The sequence below is a fragment of the Advenella sp. genome (assembly GCF_052108595.1).
Taxonomy (GTDB): Bacteria; Pseudomonadota; Gammaproteobacteria; order Burkholderiales; family Burkholderiaceae_B; genus Advenella.
Map to the genome: position 1 here is coordinate 1 of NZ_JBQEAU010000090.1, position 19,516 is coordinate 19,516.

The following is a 19,516-nucleotide window of genomic DNA, read 5'->3' on the forward strand; positions in this document are numbered from 1 at the left end:
ACTGGGTAAGGGCTTTCATACGATCCAGGGCATGATTGCGATTGGTTCGGGCGGCTTATATGGCAAGGGATATATGCTGGGCACCCAGACGCATCTTGATTTTATCCCTGAGCGGACCACCGATTTCATCTTTGCGGTCTTTGCCGAAGAGTTCGGGCTGTACGGCGGCGTGACGCTGTTGCTGTTGTATACGTTGTTGCTGCTGCGCGGTTTTCTGATCACGATCCGGGCGCGCACCCAGTTCGGCCGTTTGCTGGCTGGCGCCATGACCATGATGCTGTTCATGTATGTGTTCGTGAACATGGGCATGGTCATGGGCATACTGCCGGTGGTGGGCGTACCGTTGCCGTTCATGAGTTACGGCGGTACGGCGCTGGTCACGCTGGGTTTTGCCTGCGGTCTGTTGATGAGCATTTCCAATTACGTCCCCAGCCGCAAGTCGGCGCGGGCCGAGGAATAACCACCGCTGGTACGCTGCAAGCGACCTGTAGCCGGGTCAGAACAGGCCGGGTGTGTCGGTTGCGCGGTTGCTGTCCTTATCAAAATAGCCCGTCAGCAGTTTGCGCAAGGGCGCGGGCAGCGCCGTATCCGGTAGCGCGTCCAGGGCTACCCACTGCCAGCGGCTGGGCTGGTCGGCATCGTCGCCGACGGGCGGCAGCGCGGCGGGCAGGGCAGATGCGTGCAGCAGCGCCGGTTCGATATGCAGGCGAAAATGGGTGAATACATGTTCGAATGCCGCCAGCGGCACGGGCAACGCGTGCTCGCCGAGCGCCTGCTGCAGATAGGCGGCACAGGCCTGGCGGTCGACAAATTCGGGCAGCGTCAGCAATCCGCCCCATATGCCTTTGTCTGCACGACGATACATCAGGATCTGATCCTTGTGTTCCAGAATCAATACACACACGTGGCGTTGCGGGATCACCTTGCGCTGGCGTGCCGTGGGTAGCTGCGCCTGCCGGCCTTCGCGCCTGGCCACACAATGGACAGCCAGCGGACAACGATCACAGGCGGGCCTGCTGCGTGTACACAAGGTCGCACCCAAATCCATCAGCCCTTGCGTGTAAGCCGCCATATCTACATCGTCCGGGGCGGCCTCAAGATGCTGCCAGGCACGTTCCCACAGGATGCTTTCGGTTGCTTTCTTTTGCGTATCGCCCTCGATGCCATAATAGCGGCAAAAAACACGCTTGACATTGCCATCCAGGATAGGCTGGCGTGCGTTGTAGCAGAAGGCGGCAATGGCGTTGGCCGTAGACGGCCCAATGCCCGGCAGCTTGGTAATATCCTGGGCATTTTCCGGGAAAGATCCGTTCCAATCATTCATGACGACCCTGGCGCAGCGGTGCAGATTGCGCGCCCTGGCATAGTAGCCCAGCCCCGCCCAATAGGGCATGACCTCTTCCTGGCTGGCCTGGGCCAGCGCATCGAGTGTGGGAAATCGGGACAGGAAGCGGGCGTAGTATGGAATAACCGTAGCTACTTGCGTTTGCTGCAGCATGATCTCCGAGAGCCAGACGCGATAGGGATCGCGGCTGCCCTGCCACGGCAGGTCGTGCCTGCCGCGTTCACGCTGCCACTCGATGACGGTACCGGCAAACGACATGGATCAGAAACGCGAATGCCGGGTCATGGACCATTGGGCCGCCAGCGCAGCGACAATCATCACCAGCACAATGGCGGTGCCCAGCCAGGTGACATCGGGTAGCCGGATGACGAAATCGGTGCCATAGCTCTGCGAGAGCCGGGCGATGGCGCCGTTGAGCGAAGCCAGGCCGAACGTGGTAAGCAAAAGCGACAATACGCCGGCAATCATGCCGGTCAGGGCGCCCAGATATAGAAACGGACGCCGCACGAATGACTCGGTAGCGCCTACCAGACGCGCGACGGCGATTTCTTCCCGTTGCACCAGGGCCTGCATGCGCACGGTGTTAAATACCGTACCGACCACCACCACGGCAACGCCGATGGCCAGCAGCAGCAGGACGCCGCGGGTAAAGGAAAGAATGGCGTCCAGCTTCTGAACCCAGGCGCTGTCGAACTGCACCGTGTCTACATTGTCCAGGCTGCTCCATGTCTGCGCCAGTTCCTGGGCCTTGCTGGCCTGATCGCCGGTCGCTTTGATCGTCACGACAATCGAATTGGGCAGAGGATTGCGTGGCAGCACTTTCAGCGCGTTGGACCAGGATTCGGACGCCCGCAATCCTGCCAGCGCGTCGTTTTTGTCGATCACTTCCAGTTTTTCTATATAGGCCTGGTTTTCCTGTTGCAACTGCTCGCCCAGCTCGCGCGTTTCTGCCAGCGGCACCTGCGCTTTCATGAACAGGGTGATGGCCGGATTAACTGAGACATTGCGCGCAACCGGCTCCATGGATACTAGAATGGAACTGGCCAGCAGCGGTAGCGCCAGCACAAGTGCAATGACGGCAATATTGGTCAGTGATGAAAATGGCGTGGCCAGCAGTCGCCGGATGGCGATACGCATAGCGTAAAAATGATGTCTTATCCAGGTTTTCATGCGTGTGTTCCCAGATCCTTGAAACGGCCCGGTTCGATCAGCAGGGTGCGGTTGGCGTGCCGACGCAGCAGTTCCAGGTCATGTGAAGCGATAAGCGTGGTCACGCCGACACGATTGAAGTCACGGAAGACTTCCAGAATTTTCTGTGCGCTGGCCTGATCCAGGTTGGCCGTTGGTTCGTCGGCGATCAGAATGGCGGGCTTGTTGACGATGGCGCGGGCAATGGCCAGGCGCTGCTGTTCGCCGCCTGAAAGCGCGATTGGGTTGAGTTTTTCCTTGCCGGACAGCCCCACCTTTTCAATTGCCGCCCGGGCACGTGCGGCTGCCTTGTCCGAGTTCAGGCCAATAACGGCCAGCGGCAGCATGACATTTTCGAAAGCAGTCCTGTCATACAGCAGGTGCATGTTTTGCAGGATGACGCCAACGGCGCGGCGCAGATAGGGCCTTGCGCGGTTACCGATCTGGTCCATGCGCTGGCCCTTGACGATAATGGAGCCGCGCGTTGGCGCTTCCAGTCCGCCGATCAGCTTGAGCAGCGTGGATTTGCCCGCCCCGGATGGGCCGGAGACGAAAACGAATTCACCCGGTGCAATACTGAAGTTGATATCAGCCAGGATATTGGCGCCCTGCCCGTAAGATTTGAAGACATGCTGAAATTGAATCATGTGGATCCGGTTATTCAAAATTCGGTTCTGTTAATGCGCATTTTAGAGTAATTGCAGATGTATTAGGGTATTTACGATTGTCAATGCGTGAATGGATACTCTAGGATACCGCAAGAGAAAACCGCTAAACAAAAAATCGACAGCAGCAGTTTCCCATCATGTACACGGCGGATTGATCAACGGGGGACGGTTTCTTAACCAGGGGATGAATATGAAAATGATCAGGACAGCGGCATTGCTGGCCGCAGGCGCTTTTACGGTAATCGCGACGCCGGCCCAGGCCGGTAAAACATTCGATGCCGTCAAGGCCAAGGGCTTTGTTCAGTGTGGTATCAGTACCGGTATCCCGGGCTTCTCCATCATTGACAGCAAGGGCGAGGCATCGGGGCTGGATGTCGACTTGTGCAAGGCGATCGCGATCACCATGTTCAACGACGCCAGTAAAATAAAACTCACGCCCCTCAGTACCCAGCAGCGCTTTACGGCACTGCAATCGGGGGAGATTGACGTGCTTACGCGTAACACCACGCAAACCCTGACCCGCGATACGACGCTGGGCCTGATGGGGGTTGGCGTCAATTTTTATGACAGCCAGGGCGTCATGGTGAAAAAGGACCTGGGTGTCAAAAGCGCCAAGGAACTGAACGGCGCGACCATTTGTGTTCAACCGGGTACGACCACCGAGCTGAACCTGACCGACTGGTTCCGCAGCAATAAGCTGGAGTTCAAGCCCGTTGTCATCGACAAGTTCGACGAAGTGATTCGTACCTTCGCCTCGGGCCGCTGCGATGCGCTGACGACCGACAAATCCGGCCTGGCCTCGGTGCGAACCACGATGGAAAAGCCCGACGAATACGAGATCCTGCCCGAGAATTTCTCCAAGGAACCGCTGGGGCCGATGGTGCGGCAGGGCGATGAGCAGTGGTTCAACGTGATCCGCTGGACCCTCAATGCCATGATCGAAGCCGAAGAGTACGGCATTACGTCCAAGAACGTGGATGAAATGACCAAATCGCCTAATCCCAATATCCAGCGTATTTTGGGCGTCAGTCCTGGCATGGGCAAAAATCTTGGCGTCGATGAAAATGGGCCTACAACATCATTAAAACGGTGGGCAATTATGGCGAGAGCTTTGCCCGCAATGTGGGAGCCGACAGCGCGCTTAAACTGGAACGCGGCTTGAACAACACCTGGCACAATGGCGGCATTCTTTACGCCATGCCGGTTCGCTGAGCGCCAAAAACAGGTACGATGTGGTTTCGACCTTTGATTCGCACCTGATCGCAGGACCCGGAGCCGGCTAATGCCGGCCCCGCCTGACACTGTAACGCATGAAGAAAAACAAATCCAAAGGCCTGGCCTTTTCCTGGAGTGATCCAACGTTTCGCTCGATCGTCTATCAGATAATCGTGCTCGGGCTGGTGGCCGCCGGCGTCTGGTATCTGGTTTCCAATACCATGCATAATCTGCAAGTGCGCAATATCCGCAGCGGCTTCGATTTCCTGGGGCGCGAGGCCGGGTTTGCCATCGGCGAGTCGCTTATTGATTATTCGCCGACCGATACGTATCGGCGCGCCATTCTGGTGGGTCTGCTCAATACCCTTTATGTTTCCCTTGCCGGCATCGTGCTGGCCACGCTGCTGGGCGTTGTGGTCGGGGTGGCCCGATTGTCAAAAAACTGGCTGATCGCAAAACTGGCTGCGGTATATGTCGAGGTGCTGCGCAATATTCCGCTGTTGATTCAGCTTTTTTTCTGGTACGCGCTGATTGTGGAAACCTTGCCCGGTCCGCGCCAGGCCATGCACCCGATGCCAGGTGTGTTTCTGTCGAACCGGGGCCTGCGATTCCCCTTTGCGCAAGGCGAGAGCCTGACATGGATTGTAGCCGGTGTTGTGGGAGCGCTATTGATCACCCTTGCGGCAGGTCGGTATTTGCGCCGCAGGCAAATCCGAACCGGCACACAAACGGCGCTGTGGCCGATCGGCCTTGCGCTTTTTATCCTGTTGCCGGTGGCTGGATTTTTTTTCGGCGGCGGGCAACTGGCCTTCAGCATTCCAGAACTCAAGGGCTTCAATTTTGCCGGAGGCGCCAGTATTTCCCCGGAACTGACGGCGCTGCTAAGCGGGCTGGTTATCTACACCTCGGCCTTTGTCGCGGAAATTGTGCGTTCGGGGATACAGGCCGTGCCAGGCGGCCAGTGGGAAGCGGCCGGATCCGTGGGCCTGAGCCGTCGTCGCGCGCTGCGGCTGGTGGTGTTGCCGCAGGCGCTGCGGATCATGATTCCGCCGCTGACCAGCACTTATCTGAACCTGATGAAAAACAGTTCGCTGGCGGTGGCGATCGGCTATCCGGATATTGTGTCAATCATCAACACAACGCTGAACCAGACGGGGCAGGCCATAGAGGGCATTCTCATTGTCATGGCAGCGTATCTGACCGTCAGCCTGTCCATTTCCCTGTTCATGAACTGGTATAACCGGCGCATTGCGCTGGTGGAGCGATAGCCATGAATATCACGAACCGGGAGCCGGGTGTTGCAGCGGCATTGCCGCCGCCCAAGGGAAAAAGCGGCATTGCCGGCTGGCTGCGGGCGCGCCTGTTTTCTTCACCGCTCAATATCCTGATTACCATGCTCATCGCGTGGCTGTTGCTGATGGGGCTGCCGCCTCTTGTGGAGTGGGCCCTGCTCAAAGCCAATTTCACCGCCAGCAATGCCCAGGAATGTCGCGCCGGGCCTGGCGGGGCCTGCTGGGCCTTTATTCGGGAAAAATATCGGCTTATTCTGTTCGGCACCTATCCTTACGATGAGCAATGGCGTCCCTTGCTGGCCACGCTGGTGCTGCTTGCGGTCATTGTGTGCAGCGCGATGCGACGCTTCTGGAATATGCGGCTGTTTGCCATCTGGGCAGCCGGGCTGACGATGGTTGCCTGCCTGATGTGGGGCGGCTTTGCGGGCCTCACTTATGTAGAGAATACCCGCTGGGGCGGCCTGCCGCTCACGCTGATCCTGTCGACCTTCGGCATTGCGTTTGCCTTTCCCATCGGTGTGGTGCTGGCGCTGGGGCGTCGCTCGGATATGCCGGTCATCAAGGCGCTGTGCGTCGTGTATATTGAAATTATCCGCGGTGTGCCGCTGATCAGCCTGCTGTTTATGTCGTCTGTCATGTTGCCGCTGTTTCTGCCCGAAGGGATGTCTTTTGACAAACTGTTGCGTGCACAGATCGCCATCATCATGTTTGCCTCTGCCTATGTGGCAGAGACTGTGCGCGGCGGGCTGCAGGCGATCCCCCGGGGGCAGATTGAAGGCGCCCAGTCTATCGGATTGAACTATTGGCAGACCATGCGCAAAATTGTGTTGCCACAGGCGCTCAGGATAGTGATCCCGCCACTGGTGAGCATCTTCATTGCCCTGTTCAAGGATACGTCGCTGGTGGTCGTTATCGGTATTTACGATCTGACGCTGTCGGCCAAGGCTTCGCTATCAGACCCGGTGTGGCGGGGGTTCAGTATTGAAGCCTATTTATTCATTTCCCTGATTTATTTCGTGTTTTGCTTTGCCATGTCCCGCTATTCAAAACGGCTTGAAACACAGCTGGATACGGGATATTCGCGTTAGCCGCCAGACCCTGGAGTTTATCTGTGTCAGAAACTATCATCCTTATGGAAAACGTCAACAAGTGGTATGGCCAGTTCCATGTCCTGCGCGACATCAATCTGGACGTTGCCACAGGCGAGCGCATCGTGATCTGTGGCCCGTCGGGCTCCGGAAAATCGACGCTGATCCGCTGCATCAATGCGCTGGAATCCCATCAGGAAGGCAAGATCATTGTTGACGGCACAGAGCTGACCGACAATCTGAAAAAAATCGAACAGGTGCGCAAAAACGTGGGAATGGTGTTTCAGCACTTTAATCTGTTTCCGCATCTGACCGTACTCGAAAACCTGACGCTGGGGCCCATATGGGTGCTGAAGCAGTCGCAGCAACAGGCCCGGGACAGCGCCATGCAGTACCTTGAACGCGTGCGCATACCGGATCAGGCCGACAAGTTTCCCGGCCAGCTCTCCGGAGGGCAGCAGCAGCGGGTTGCCATCGCCCGTTCGCTGTGCATGAACCCCAAGGTGCTGCTGTTTGATGAGCCGACCTCTGCGCTGGACCCGGAAATGGTTAAGGAGGTGCTGGATGTCATGGTCAATCTTGCCGAGGAGTCGGGCGTGACCATGCTATGCGTCACGCATGAGATGGGCTTTGCGCGCAAGGTGGCCGATCGTGTGGTGTTCATGGACCAGGGCAGCATTGTGGAGCAGAACACGCCGGATGCGTTTTTTGATCATCCGCAGCACGAACGCACCCGCCATTTCCTGGACCAGATTCTGCACTAAGGGGCCCACCGGGATGCCTGTCTGGATTCCGGTGTAAAATGGCGGCACCAAGCAGCCGTTTACGGCTATTTACACCAACGGTTACAAAATCATGGCAGAAAATTTCGAATCCGATATCACCAAGTTTATCAAACAGTATAAGGACGAACATCCTGGTACTGAAGAGCGGCAGCGGCAGGGTCGCGGACTCCTGTGGGATAAAACACTGGATGCCGACCTGCTTGATGGGTTTAAGAAGGCCAAAGTGCCCCTGAAACCCTACGTATATTCGAACAATAGCTGAACAGCCGAATGACGGTGCCTGCCGATCAGCTCAATGCGCTGGTCTCTCCTGAAGTGGATTCCACGCCCGACACCATTGATTCGGTTGCCTTGGCGCGCCTGTACGGCGAGCCGCTATTTAATATTCCGCAGGATCTGTACATACCGCCAGATGCGCTTGAGGTGTTTCTGGAAGCCTTCGAGGGACCGCTGGATCTGTTGCTGTATCTGATCCGCAAGCAGAACTTCAATGTTCTGGATATCCCCATGTCAGAAGTGACGCGCCAGTATCTGAACTACGTAGATCAAATCCGTGAGCACAATCTGGAGCTGGCCGGCGAATATCTGCTCATGGCTGCCCTGTTGATTGAAATCAAGTCACGCATGCTGCTACCGGTCAAAAAATCAGATACCGGTGAAGAGGTGGAAGACCCGCGCGCTGAGCTGGTTCGCCGCCTGCTGGAGTACGAGCAGATGAAACTGGCGGCCGCCAAGCTCAATGAGTTGCCGCAGTTGGGTCGCGACTTTGAGCGCGCATGCGTCTATATGGATCTGAGCACCGAGCGGGCGCTGCCCGAGGTGAACGCCGAAGATCTGCGTTTGGCCTGGCTGGACATCATGAAACGGGCCAAACTGAACGCGCATCATCACATTACGCGCGAACAGCTGTCGGTGCGCGATCACATGACTCATATTCTGCGTCGACTGTCGGACGTGCGGTTCATGGAGTTTCGGGACCTGTTCATTGAGCGGGTGCAAGGGGGTGACCCGGCGGCAGTCGTGGTGGTTCATTTCCTGGCCATGCTGGAACTGGCCCGCGAAACACTCCTGGAAATCACGCAGGCAGAACCTTACGCCCCTATTTATATTCGCCTCTCGTACAGCAGCCAGGCCGTGGCCTAACCTGCCAAAGGAACAAGATTGAAAGTCGTACATACCATTGAAGAACTCAGAGACCAGATGCGCGGCCAGTTACGCGCCTCTTTTGTTCCTACCATGGGAAATCTTCATGAGGGTCACCTGGCCCTGATGAAAATGGCTCGCCAGCATGGCGATCCGGTTGTGGCCAGCATTTTTGTCAACCCTCTGCAGTTTGGGCCCAATGAGGATTTCGACAAATATCCACGTACCCTTGAAGAAGATATTCGCAAGCTGGAAGAGCGGCGGGACGTCTATGTCCTCTTTGCGCCTGCCGTCAAGGAAATGTATCCGGAGCCGCAAAGTTTCAAGATTCAGCCGCCTGATGGCCTGGGCAACATTCTGGAAGGCGAGTTTCGCCCGGGTTTTTTTACCGGCGTATCGACCGTTGTGCTCAAGCTGTTTTCCTGTGTGCAACCGAAGGTGGCGGTATTCGGTAAAAAAGATTACCAGCAATTGATGATTGTGCGCAAAATGTGCCGCCAATTCCAGTTGCCGGTCACCATTTATGCCCATGAAACAGTACGCGAGGACAGCGGGCTGGCCTTGTCGTCGCGTAATCGCTTTCTGTCGGACAGCGAACGCGCTGAAGCGCCGGTTCTGTATCAGACCCTGCAGGCGGTGCGCAACCAGTTGCAGGCGGGCGATGCCTCTGTAGAGTCCCTGGAAGCATTCGGTCGCAAAATGCTGGCTGACCGGGGGTGGGAGGTGGATTATGTGTCGGTACGTCGCCAGCACGATTTGAACCCGCCGTCGCAGCAGGAGATTGTTGCCAACGAACCGCTGGTCGTACTGACCGCAGCCAAACTGGGGGCGACCCGCTTGATTGATAACCTGGAATTCGCATATCAACCATAGACTGTCAACGCTGACAGTTCTTGGCCGACGTCATGATCACTATAATTTGTCCCTTCTTCACAAGCAATACGAGGAATCAAGATGGGAACAGTGGAAAATATGCCGGGGCTGGATGTACTCATACAGTGCCTGACGCCGCGTGAAAAAGAGGTTTTCTTTTTTGTCACACGTGGCTTGCCGAATAAGGTTGCGGCTGCCGAGCTCGGCGTGTCGCAACGGACTATAGAAGCGCACCGGGCACGAATTTTTCGCAAAATGAATGTACGCAACGCCACTGAGCTTGCGCGGCAGGTGTTTACCCGCCTGAACCCACATATTTCCGACAATCGTCAAGTTTGAGCCGTCAGCGGTGCCGCGCAACGCACAACGTGTGCAGGGCGTTCACGGACCGGTCACTATCGCGCCGGGCAGAAAAACGAGGTGTCGTTCTGCAATGCGCTGGTCGATTCCGTATCGGCCTGTATGTTGAGCGTATAGCGTCTGGTCACGGCATTGGCGCCCAACGTCTGTACATAGAGCACGGCGGGGCTTTGCATGCGTAACGAAGCTACGCTGGCGCTGCTGTCGCTGGCGCTGGCAGGTAACAGATGAATCATTGGTTGAGCACCTGGTTCCGGTCTCCAGCAGCCGGCGTCGATCCGCGCCGAACCCGATGGGGCCAGCGCCTGCGATATCCGGCGCCAGCGTCCGTCGGGCAGTAGTGTCAGGGTGACGCGCTGCACCGTACACGCTGCCGTTTCGCAGGGGATGGAGCCAAGATAGGTTCTGCCTTCCGGGATCAGGCCCTGGGTCGTGGACTGCCGCTGACGTTCGGCGCGAAGTTCGGCCTGTGTGGGCTCCGAGGTGCCAAAGGGAATCTGAATCTGCCCGCCGCCATTATAGGCAGGCATTGGTCTTGCCTCACGCTCTGTTGCTGCGGTATCGCTTGCGGTTGCCTGTGTTGCGGCAGCCTGTTGCGAAGGGCTGCTGCAGCCGGCCAGAATGACCAGCAGGGAAGCCGACAGCAGTGCCGGCACAAAACGGAATGGAACACAAGACATGACAGTTTTTTTCCTATTAAACAGGACCGAGGCCCCGGTTCGAGGTAAGGCTAAGGCGACGCCACAGGCCTGGACGAGCACTGAACTAGCGGCATATTACCACGGCAATATCCATATCTGCTTAGGCCATCGGCTCGGATCAAGCCATCGGGTTTCCGATAGCGTTGACCACATCCTGAATGATGGGGTTGAGCCTTGAGCTGGCACATATCGCCACAGGGCACATGCGTTACGATGATGCCCGCGTCTCGCACCGAGCCGCTTGCGGGCAATAACATGGTGTCCGGTTCAACGAGCTGGGCCGCTTGCCTGTTTGTCAATCCTGCGGCATTCTTCAATATTAGTTGCCAGGTGCAGCAGTATGGATAAGTTTCTGCTCAGCGTTCTGGTGGCGCTTAGCCTGTGGCCTGCGTATGGGCTGCTGTGCGCCGTTTTGCGCTGGCGCTACGGCCGCGCTGCCGTGACAGACGGTATTGTGGCAGACAAAAGGACCTTTGCGTGCATGCGGCTGCTTGTGGTCGGCATCGCTGTGCCAATCTTTCTGTACATGCTCAGCCATGGTCAGGCGCTGCACTGGCTAGTGTTCTTCTATTTGTTGGCGTTGCTGACCCTGGCCGATATTCAGATGCGCTTGTTGCCCGATTGCCTTCTGATTTTGCTGCTGGCCGTTGGCCTGAGCGCGCTGGCTGCCGGCCTGCCGCAAATGCCGGCTCCGCGTTTTGCCCTGTCGGCTTTTGTCGGAGCCGCGATGGTCGTCCTGCTTTGCATGGCCGTTCAAGCCGGTGGCGGCAGGCCGGGGCTGGCCGCAGGCGACGTCAAGCTGATTGCCGTGCTGGCGCTCTGGTTTCCTTACAATCAATTACCTGTAGTATTATTTGTGGCCAGTTTTGCAGGACTGGTGTACATTCTGGTGATACGATGTATTACCGGCGTGCTGCTGCGGACAATTGCTTTTGGCCCCTGTTTGGCTTTGGGTGCGCTTGCTGTGCATGTATCCTGCGATTGCCCGCAGGCAGAGAACGGCAGCACATATTGCATGATCAGGCCAGGCGCTACGCGCCCGGCCTTGTTTTTCACGGGAGTTGGCGTTGTACAGGATAGGTCTGACAGGGGGGATCGGCTCGGGTAAATCCACCGTGGCACAATTGCTCGTTGCCTGGGGCGCCAGCGTGATTGATGCCGATGCACTGGCGCGGTCGCTGACCCAACCGGGCGGCCGGGCCATGCCTGCCATTGCCCAGGCATTCGGGAGCAGAGCAGTACAAGCGGACGGCGCCATGGATCGCGGCTATATGCGCCAGCAGATTTTCCAGGATGCAGACAAGCGCCGCCAGCTCGAACAGATATTGCATCCACTTATCGGTCAGGCCATGCAGGCGGCTGCCGCGACGGCCACCGGGCTTTATCTGGTCTACGATATTCCGCTGCTGGTTGAGTCGTTAGCCAGATACCGCCCGATAATGGACCGGATCTGTGTGGTAGACTGTGAAGAAACAGAACAGATCGCGCGCGTGCATGCACGCAGTGGTCTTTCGGTACAGGCCGTCACGGAAATCATGAGTACCCAGACGTTACGCCAGCAGCGGCTGGCTGCAGCCGATGATGTGATTTTCAACGGTATCGGTATTACACTTGCCATGCTCGAGGAGCGAGTGCGGCAGGTGCACGAGAACTGGCTGCAGTTGATCGGGCAACAGAAGGCACAATAGCAGGACGGCAAACGTGCGCGTCTATCGTCGCAGCATGGCTGCGTCAGGGACGCTACCACCGCCTAATCCATCACACCAGTGAGCAGGCACGCAGCACCTGCTTAATGTGATATCAAAAAACAAAAGGGTCAGTCAATTGGTTTTATACGAATATCCCATCAATGAGCGTATCCGATCCCTGATGCGACTTGAATATCTGTTCAAGCGATTGTTTGCATTTATCAACGGTACCAGTCCCATGCATCAGCATGTAGCCTTGTCCCTGTTGTTTGAAATTATGGACACATGCGATCGCGCGGAAGTGCGCTCGGGTATTTTGCAGGATATTGACCGGCAGAAAGCCAATCTTGAAAACTACCGCCACCATCCTAACATTGATTTGAATGCGCTCGATTCGGCCATTGCCGATTTGAATCGCGTGTCGGCTGCCCTGATGGGCAAGGGTCGTATTGGCCAGGCGGCGCGCGAAAACGAATGGCTCATGAGCCTGAAAAACCGGTTTGCGGTGCCCGGCGGTACTTCGCAGATCGATATCCCTTCCTACCATGCCTGGCAACTGTCGGCCGAAGACAATCGTCAGCGGGCGATCACCCAATGGGTCGAACCCTTTATGCCGCTTTTCGACGGCGTCAGCGTCGTTTTGAAAATGCTGCGCGAATCGGGCAGTCCGATTGACGCCGGCACGCAGGAAGGGGGCGTATTCCAGGAAATGCTCGGCGGTAAAATTTATCAGATGGTGCGCGTCTGGGTTTCGGGCGAGCGCCTGATCTATCCGGAAATCAGCGCGAACAAATATGTGGTGTGGGTGCGGTTTTCCGAATTGGACCATCAATATAAAACGCAACTGATCACAACACCGACGCCGTTCAAAATGTCATTCTGCAATGTCTGAACGCAGCGGTTGCTGCGATCGGGCGTGATCCCAAGCCTCTTCCTGTTACAACTGGTCTGTTGCGATTTATTACAGGTAGCCGCAAAAGAGATGCCGCGTTGGTGTAAATAGGTAAAAATAGGGGCTTTCCGAATAAGAAGCGTTATCACATCCATGTCGGCTCCCTCAAGCACTAATAGAAAGTCCCGTAAACTGCTGCTCCTGCTTATCATTCTGTTGCTTGCCGGTGGGGGCTATTACTATTGGCAGCGCAACGCCAGCCAGGAGCCGGCGGACAAATCGGAAGTCGGGCGGCAGGCGGCTAAGACGCCAGCACAGGGCACAAGAGGCGGGCGCAATGGCCTGGCTACCGTAGCCACACCGGTCAGCGTGGTCCCTGCCATGAAAAAATCCCTGACCGTCAGTGTCAGCGGCCTGGGAACGGTCACTGCATTCAATACAGTGACCGTTCGCAGCCGGGTTGACGGCCCGATTCAGAAAATCCTCTTTACCGAAGGCCAGAAGGTCAATGAAGGCGATCTGCTGGTGCAGATAGACCCGCGCTCGTTCGAAGTGGCGCTGCAGCAGGCGCTGGGCACGCAGGCACAGCATGCCGCACTGCTGGCCAACGCCAAACGTGACCTGCAACGCTATCAGACCCTGTTCAAGCAGGATTCGATTGCCCGCCAGCAGGTCGATACGCAGCAGTCTCTGGTGCGTCAGTATGAGGGGCAGGCGCAAAACAACAAGGCCGCCGTGGATGACGCCCGCCTGTCGCTGACCTATACCAAAGTGCGCGCGCCCATCAGCGGTCGCCTGGGTCTGCGCTCGGTCGATGTGGGCAATCTGGTGTCTGCCGGTTCCACCGATGGAATCGTCACGATTACCCAGGTGCAGCCCATTGCGGTGGTGTTCTCCATGCCAGAGTCCTGGCTGCCCGATGTGGCCGGCCCGCTATACAAAGGCGAGAAGCTCAAGGTCATTTTGCGCGATCGCGACAACAAGGTGCAACTGGCCGAAGGCGAGCTTGCCTCAATGGATAACGCGGTAGATACGACAACCGGCACGGTCCGGCTCAAGGCCACCTTTGCCAATGAAGACGAAACGCTGTTTCCAAACCAGTTTGTGAATACGGAACTGAAGGTGCGCGAGGTGTCCGACGCGCTGGTGGTCATGTCCGATGCCATTCAGAACAGTTCCCGCGGCCCTTATGTCTATGTGGTGAAAAAAGACAATACAGTCGAGACCCGCCAGATCGAACTGGGCGTGGTCGATAGTGGCTATACCCAGATCATCAAGGGATTGGCCGAAGGCGAGCAGGTGGTTTCGGAAGGCGTAGACCGCCTGCGCAACGGGGCCAAAGTCGAGATCATCAAGTGAATATCTCGCGCACGTTCATTCTGAAGCCGGTGGCGACAACGCTGGCGATGATTGCCATATTACTGAGCGGACTGGCTGCCTATCGTCTGCTGCCGGTCTCTGCCCTGCCTGAAGTCGATTATCCGACTATTCAGGTCGTGTCGCTATATCCGGGTGCGGGACCCGACACAATGGCTTCGCTGGTGACCTCGCCGCTGGAGCGCCAGTTTGGTCAGATGCCCGGCTTATTGCAGATGACGTCATCCAGCTCGGGCGGGGCCTCGGTGGTCACGCTGCAGTTCGGACTGGATGTGCAAATGAGCGTGGCCGAACAGGAGGTGCAGGCGGCGATCAATGCCGCATCGAACCTGCTGCCTTCGGATATGCCCATGCCGCCGGTGTACAACAAGGTCAATCCGGCAGACCGGCCCGTAGTCACGCTGGCCATCTCTTCTGAAAACATGCCCTTGCATGAGGCGCGCGATCTGGTCGAAACCCGCATGGCGCAGAAACTGTCGCAGATATCGGGCGTCGGTCTGGTCAGTATTGCGGGCGGGCAACGGCCGGCATTGCGCATCCAGGTGAACCCCACGGCCCTGGCCGCCAACGGCCTGGCGTTAAGCGATGTGCGCACCGCCATTACGGCGGCCAATGTCAACCAGCCTACGGGCAATATTGATGGGCCACGCCGTGGCACGACCATTTATGCCAATAGCCAGGTCAAAACCGCAGCCGAATACAACAATCTGATTCTTACCTACAACAACGGCGCCCCCTTGCGCCTGAAAGATGTAGCCAACACGATCGAAGCAGCCGAGGATGTGCGGCAGGCCGCGTGGATCAACGACAAACCGGCCATTTTGCTCAATATCCAGCGTCAGCCCGGCGCCAATGTGATCGATGTGGTCGACAATGTGAAAAAGCTGTTGCCGCAGTTGCGGCAGGCATTGCCGGCTTCGCTGCAGGTAGATATGGTGGCTGATCGCACCGAGACCATTCGTGAATCGATCAACCATGTACAAAATGAAATGCTGATGGCGATCCTGCTGGTGATCGTGGTGACCTATGCCTTCTTGCGCAGTTTCAGCGCCACCGTCATTCCTTCTATTGTGGTGCCGCTGTCCATTGTCGGCACCTTCGGTGTGATGTACCTGCTGGGCTTCAGTCTGAATAATCTGACGCTGATGGCGCTGACCATTGCCACCGGCTTTGTGGTCGATGACGCCATTGTCATGATCGAGAATATCGCCCGTCATATCGAGGATGGCGAAACCCCCATGCAGGCGGCGCTCAAGGGGGCTGCTGAAATCGGCTTTACCCTGGTATCGCTGACTGTCTCGCTCATTGCCGTGCTGATTCCGCTGCTTTTCATGGGCGACGTGATCGGCAGGCTGTTCAGTGAGTTTGCCATTACGCTGGCCACTGCCATCATTATTTCACTTGTCATCTCCCTGACACTGACGCCGATGATGTGCGCCCGCATGCTCAAGCCCGAGTCGGCGTACGAGGGCAATCGCTTGCATCGCAAAATGGGCCAGGCCATCGAGCGTGTCATTCATGGCTATGATCGTATGCTCACCGTCGTGCTGCGGCACCAGACGTTGACGCTGCTGGTGGCGCTGGCCACTTTTGTACTGACAGTACTGCTGTATATGTGGATACCCAAGGGGTTCTTTCCGCAGCAGGATACCGGCATGATCCAGATCATTACCGAAGCGCCGCAATCGTCCTCTTTCAAAATGATGTCCGAACGTCAGGTGCAGATTGCCCGGGCAGTCAAGGCCGATCCGGCGGTCGCCTCGGTGTCGTCGTTCATCGGTGTGGATGGCTCAAATGCCACGCTCAATACCGGGCGGATGCAGGTTGAACTCAAGCCCACGGCAGAGCGCGAAAATATTACGGACGTCATGGAGCGCCTGGAAGACCGGGCGGCGCAAGTGCCGGGCATGAAAGTATATTTGCAAGCCTCGCAGGACCTGACCATTGACGCCAGGGTATCGCGCACGCAATATCAATTGAGTCTGTCCAGCCTCGATGCCGAGCAGCTGCGCGAATGGGTTCCGGTATTTGTTGAACACCTGGCAGCCGACAAGACCCTGGCCGGCGTCACAGACAACTTTCAGTTCAATGGCCTGCAAACCCTGGTCAAAGTGGACCGGGATGCCGCAGCGCGCTATGGCATTACCATGACGCAGATTGATGATGCTCTGTACAACGCTTTTGGCCAGCGCCTGGTCTCCACGATCTTTACCCAGGCAGCACAGTATCGGGTGGTGATGGAAGTGGCCGAGCATTTTCGCGATAACCCAGCCGATCTTGAGCAGGTGTATCTCAAGACCGCTGACGGCGCGCCGATTGCGTTGACGCAACTGGCGCAGATTGTCCCCGGCCAGGAGTTGCTGGAGATCATGCGGGTCGATCAGTTCCCGTCCGCCCTGGTGTCTTTCAATCTGGCGCCCGGGGCATCGCTATCTGATGCGGTGCAGCGCGTTAATCAGATCAAGGCTGATATCGCTTTGCCGCCAACCGTGGAAATGCGTTTCCAGGGGGCGGCGCAGGCGTTCGAATCTTCACTGTCGAGCACACTGTGGCTACTGCTGGCAGCCATATTTACCATGTATATTGTGCTTGGCGTACTTTACGAAAGCTATATCCATCCGGTGACCATTTTGTCAACGCTGCCCTCGGCCGCGGTGGGGGCGCTGCTGGCGCTCATACTTTCGGGCAACGAGCTGGACATGATCGGCATTATCGGGATTATTCTTTTGATCGGTATTGTCAAGAAAAATGCCATCATGATGATCGACTTTGCGCTCGATGCCGAACGTCATCAGGGCCTGCCGCCAGTCAAGGCGATTCATCAGGCCGCGCTGTTGCGCTTTCGGCCAATCCTTATGACGACGCTGGCGGCGCTGTTCGGCGCGATTCCGCTCATGCTCTCTACCGGCACCGGCGCCGAATTGCGCCAGCCTCTGGGGCTGACCATGGTGGGCGGGCTGATCTGCAGCCAGTTGCTGACCCTGTTTACCACCCCGGTCATTTATCTGATGTTTGACAGGCTGGTCAAAAAACCCAAGCCATCTGATGTGGCAGCGCAGGCAGAAATATGAGTTTGTCCCGCCCGTTCATCCTTAGACCGGTAGCAACGTCACTTCTGGCGCTGGCGGTTGCGGTGATGGGCATGGTCGCCTTTTTCCTGCTGCCGGTGTCGCCGCTGCCCACGCTGGACTCGCCGGTGATTGTGGTGCGCGCGTCGTTGTCGGGCGCCAGTCCGGAGACCATGGCCTCGAGCGTGGCCACCCCGCTGGAACGCTCGCTGGGCAATATTTCCGGCATTGATCTGTTGCTGTCCAGTAGTTCGGAGGGCTCCACCTCCATTTTCATGATATTCGATCTGGACAAGGACGTGCACACGGCTGCCCGCGAGGTGCAGGCGGCCATCAACGCAGCGCGGCCGTTGCTGCCCAGCAGCATGAAGCAGCCGCCCACCTACCGTAATGTCAATCCGTCCTCGACCCCGGTCATGGTGCTGGCCCTGACCTCGGATCTGCTTGGCCAAGGGGAGTTGTATGACCTTGCTTCCACGATCCTGGCACAGAAACTGGCGCAGGTGCGCGGGGTGGGGGAGGTCACCGTGGGGGGCAGTTCCTTGCCGGCCGTGCGCGTGGACTTGAACCCCAATATGCTCAACAATATGGGCATCTCGCTGGATACGGTTCGCAACGCACTGGCAGCGACCAATTCGGTCAGGCCTAAGGGATTTCTGGACAATAACGAATATCAGTGGCAACTGGCAACCAATGGGCAATTGCGTTACGCAAAAGATTTCGAGAACCTGATTGTTGCCTGGAAAAACGGTACGGCCGTGCGCCTGCGTGATGTCGCGCATGTCTATGACTCGACAGAAAGCCTGTACAACAAGGGTTTTTACAATACCAAGCAGGCCGTGGTGCTGCTGGTGCGACGGCAGGCCGATGCCAATATCATCCAGACGGTGGATGCGGTCAAAGACATGTTGCCTGACCTGGCCCAGATGCTGCCGCCGCAAGTCAACCTGGACGTGGCACAGGATCGTACGCCCAGCATTCGGGCGACGTTGCACGAGGCAGAGCTGACGCTGGTTATCTCGGTGCTGCTGGTGATTGTGGTGGTCATGCTGTTTCTGCAACGGTTGCGCGCCACGCTGATACCGGCCATCTCGGTGCCTGTCTCGCTGATGGGAACGTTTATCTTCATGTACTTTCTGGGCTACTCGCTCAATACGGTCTCGCTGATGGCGCTGATCGTAGCCACCGGTTTCGTGGTCGATGACTCGATTGTGGTGCTGGAAAACGTCATGCGCTATATCGAGCGCGGCATGCACCCCATGCGCGCGGCACTGGTGGGCGCGCGCGAAGTGGGTTTTACGGTCATCAGCATGAGCGTATCCCTGGTGGCCGTGTTTATTCCGCTGCTGTTCATGGGTGGCCTGATCGGCAGACTGTTTCTCGAGTTTGCCATGACATTGTCGATCGCCATTGCCATATCGCTGCTCGTCTCGCTCACCCTCACGCCCATGATGTGCGCGCAGTTGCTCAGGCATGAACCGAACTTGAAAAAGGGTCGCGCTCAGCGGATCTGGGATTCGTTTTTTGATCGACTTGTCAGTGGCTACGGGCGCATGTTGCGTTTTGCCATCCGCTTTCGCTTTCTGACATTGCTCACGCTGCTGGCCACCGTGGTCCTGAACGTCTATCTGTATATTGCCGTTCCCAAAGGATTCTTTCCGGAACAGGACACCGGCATGATCCAGGGATTCTTTCGCGCGGACCAGGGCACGTCGTTTGCCGCCACCGTGCCCAAGCTGGAGGCTTTTCGCAAGGCGATTGTACAGAATCCGAATGTGGACACGGTCTCGGGGTATTCCGGCGGACGCGGCGGCAGCAACAGCAGTTTCTTTT

The 19,516-nt window shown here is 57.2% G+C and carries 18 protein-coding genes and 1 pseudogene; 15 read left to right on the forward strand and 4 right to left on the reverse strand.

The window, feature by feature from the left end; genetic code table 11:
- On the forward strand, nucleotides 1-460 hold a 460-nt coding region (locus tag ACTIKR_RS15165), incomplete at its 5' end, for an FtsW/RodA/SpoVE family cell cycle protein (RefSeq protein ID WP_442328257.1).
- A 36-nt stretch (nucleotides 461-496) separates the two neighbouring features.
- On the opposite strand, the gene mutY is transcribed toward ACTIKR_RS15165, so the two are convergent.
- The 3 genes from mutY to ACTIKR_RS15180 are packed head-to-tail and all read right to left on the reverse strand — an operon-like array spanning nucleotide 497 to nucleotide 3,180.
- Complete coding sequence (mutY, locus tag ACTIKR_RS15170; protein WP_193089640.1) at nucleotides 497-1,603, reverse strand: A/G-specific adenine glycosylase; 1,107 nt, start codon at nucleotides 1,601-1,603, stop codon at nucleotides 497-499.
- A 3-nt stretch (nucleotides 1,604-1,606) separates the two neighbouring features.
- Nucleotides 1,607-2,515 carry a cell division protein FtsX gene (locus tag ACTIKR_RS15175; RefSeq protein WP_193089641.1) on the reverse strand — a complete coding sequence of 303 codons (909 nt, stop codon included), beginning with the start codon at nucleotides 2,513-2,515 and terminating at the stop codon, nucleotides 1,607-1,609.
- Nucleotides 2,512-3,180: a cell division ATP-binding protein FtsE gene (locus ACTIKR_RS15180; RefSeq protein WP_193089642.1), complete on the reverse strand. Its 669-nt coding sequence runs from the start codon at nucleotides 3,178-3,180 to the stop codon at nucleotides 2,512-2,514. Before ACTIKR_RS15180 ends, ACTIKR_RS15175 begins: the two co-directional genes overlap by 4 nt.
- Nucleotides 3,181-3,391: 211 nt before the next feature.
- Between ACTIKR_RS15180 and ACTIKR_RS15185 the strand changes: the two are divergent.
- The 8 genes and pseudogenes from ACTIKR_RS15185 (at nucleotide 3,392) to ACTIKR_RS15220 (ending at nucleotide 9,936) form a co-directional block, all read left to right on the forward strand.
- Nucleotides 3,392-4,413, forward strand: a pseudogene (locus ACTIKR_RS15185) (amino acid ABC transporter substrate-binding protein).
- Nucleotides 4,414-4,511: 98 nt separating this feature from the next.
- The gene (locus tag ACTIKR_RS15190; protein WP_442328258.1) at nucleotides 4,512-5,684 is read left to right on the forward strand and encodes an amino acid ABC transporter permease; all 1,173 of its coding nucleotides are present in this window, start codon (nucleotides 4,512-4,514) and stop codon (nucleotides 5,682-5,684) included.
- A 2-nt stretch (nucleotides 5,685-5,686) separates the two neighbouring features.
- Complete coding sequence (locus ACTIKR_RS15195) at nucleotides 5,687-6,796, forward strand: amino acid ABC transporter permease (RefSeq protein WP_193089645.1); 1,110 nt, start codon at nucleotides 5,687-5,689, stop codon at nucleotides 6,794-6,796.
- 44 nt (nucleotides 6,797-6,840) lie between these two features.
- Nucleotides 6,841-7,560: an amino acid ABC transporter ATP-binding protein gene (locus ACTIKR_RS15200; RefSeq protein WP_193089672.1), complete on the forward strand. Its 720-nt coding sequence runs from the start codon at nucleotides 6,841-6,843 to the stop codon at nucleotides 7,558-7,560.
- A gap of 91 nt (nucleotides 7,561-7,651) precedes the next feature.
- A complete protein-coding gene (locus ACTIKR_RS15205; RefSeq protein WP_193089646.1) occupies nucleotides 7,652-7,843 on the forward strand; it encodes a DUF3460 family protein in 192 nt (63 codons plus the stop codon).
- A gap of 8 nt (nucleotides 7,844-7,851) precedes the next feature.
- Nucleotides 7,852-8,724: a segregation and condensation protein A gene (locus ACTIKR_RS15210; protein WP_193089647.1), complete on the forward strand. Its 873-nt coding sequence runs from the start codon at nucleotides 7,852-7,854 to the stop codon at nucleotides 8,722-8,724.
- Between the two features lie 18 nt (nucleotides 8,725-8,742).
- Complete coding sequence (gene panC, locus ACTIKR_RS15215; RefSeq protein ID WP_193089648.1) at nucleotides 8,743-9,597, forward strand: pantoate--beta-alanine ligase; 855 nt, start codon at nucleotides 8,743-8,745, stop codon at nucleotides 9,595-9,597.
- An 81-nt stretch (nucleotides 9,598-9,678) separates the two neighbouring features.
- Complete coding sequence (locus tag ACTIKR_RS15220; protein WP_193089649.1) at nucleotides 9,679-9,936, forward strand: response regulator transcription factor; 258 nt, start codon at nucleotides 9,679-9,681, stop codon at nucleotides 9,934-9,936.
- A 56-nt stretch (nucleotides 9,937-9,992) separates the two neighbouring features.
- On the opposite strand, the gene ACTIKR_RS15225 is transcribed toward ACTIKR_RS15220, so the two are convergent.
- Entirely contained in the window at nucleotides 9,993-10,637 is a 645-nt protein-coding gene (locus tag ACTIKR_RS15225; protein WP_193089650.1) for a hypothetical protein, read from the reverse strand.
- 361 nt (nucleotides 10,638-10,998) lie between these two features.
- On the opposite strand from ACTIKR_RS15225, the gene ACTIKR_RS15230 reads away from it, so the two are divergent.
- The 6 genes from ACTIKR_RS15230 to ACTIKR_RS15255 all read left to right on the forward strand — a co-directional run.
- Nucleotides 10,999-11,766 (forward strand): prepilin peptidase, encoded by a 768-nt coding sequence (locus tag ACTIKR_RS15230; protein ID WP_442328259.1) that lies wholly within the window; start codon nucleotides 10,999-11,001, stop codon nucleotides 11,764-11,766.
- A complete protein-coding gene (gene coaE / locus ACTIKR_RS15235; RefSeq protein WP_442328260.1) occupies nucleotides 11,720-12,346 on the forward strand; it encodes a dephospho-CoA kinase in 627 nt (208 codons plus the stop codon). The genes ACTIKR_RS15230 and coaE overlap by 47 nt, the downstream gene beginning before the upstream one ends.
- A 106-nt stretch (nucleotides 12,347-12,452) precedes the next feature.
- Nucleotides 12,453-13,238: a cell division protein ZapD gene (zapD, locus tag ACTIKR_RS15240; protein WP_370540246.1), complete on the forward strand. Its 786-nt coding sequence runs from the start codon at nucleotides 12,453-12,455 to the stop codon at nucleotides 13,236-13,238.
- Nucleotides 13,239-13,391: 153 nt separating this feature from the next.
- Nucleotides 13,392-14,597, forward strand: coding sequence for an MdtA/MuxA family multidrug efflux RND transporter periplasmic adaptor subunit (locus ACTIKR_RS15245; RefSeq protein ID WP_193089654.1), 1,206 nt, complete (start codon nucleotides 13,392-13,394; stop codon nucleotides 14,595-14,597).
- The gene (locus ACTIKR_RS15250) at nucleotides 14,594-17,686 is read left to right on the forward strand and encodes a multidrug efflux RND transporter permease subunit (protein WP_442328261.1); all 3,093 of its coding nucleotides are present in this window, start codon (nucleotides 14,594-14,596) and stop codon (nucleotides 17,684-17,686) included. Before ACTIKR_RS15245 ends, ACTIKR_RS15250 begins: the two co-directional genes overlap by 4 nt.
- Nucleotides 17,683-19,516, forward strand: a 1,834-nt coding sequence (locus ACTIKR_RS15255) for an efflux RND transporter permease subunit (protein WP_442328262.1), incomplete at its 3' end; no start/stop codon positions are given. The genes ACTIKR_RS15250 and ACTIKR_RS15255, both read left to right, overlap by 4 nt.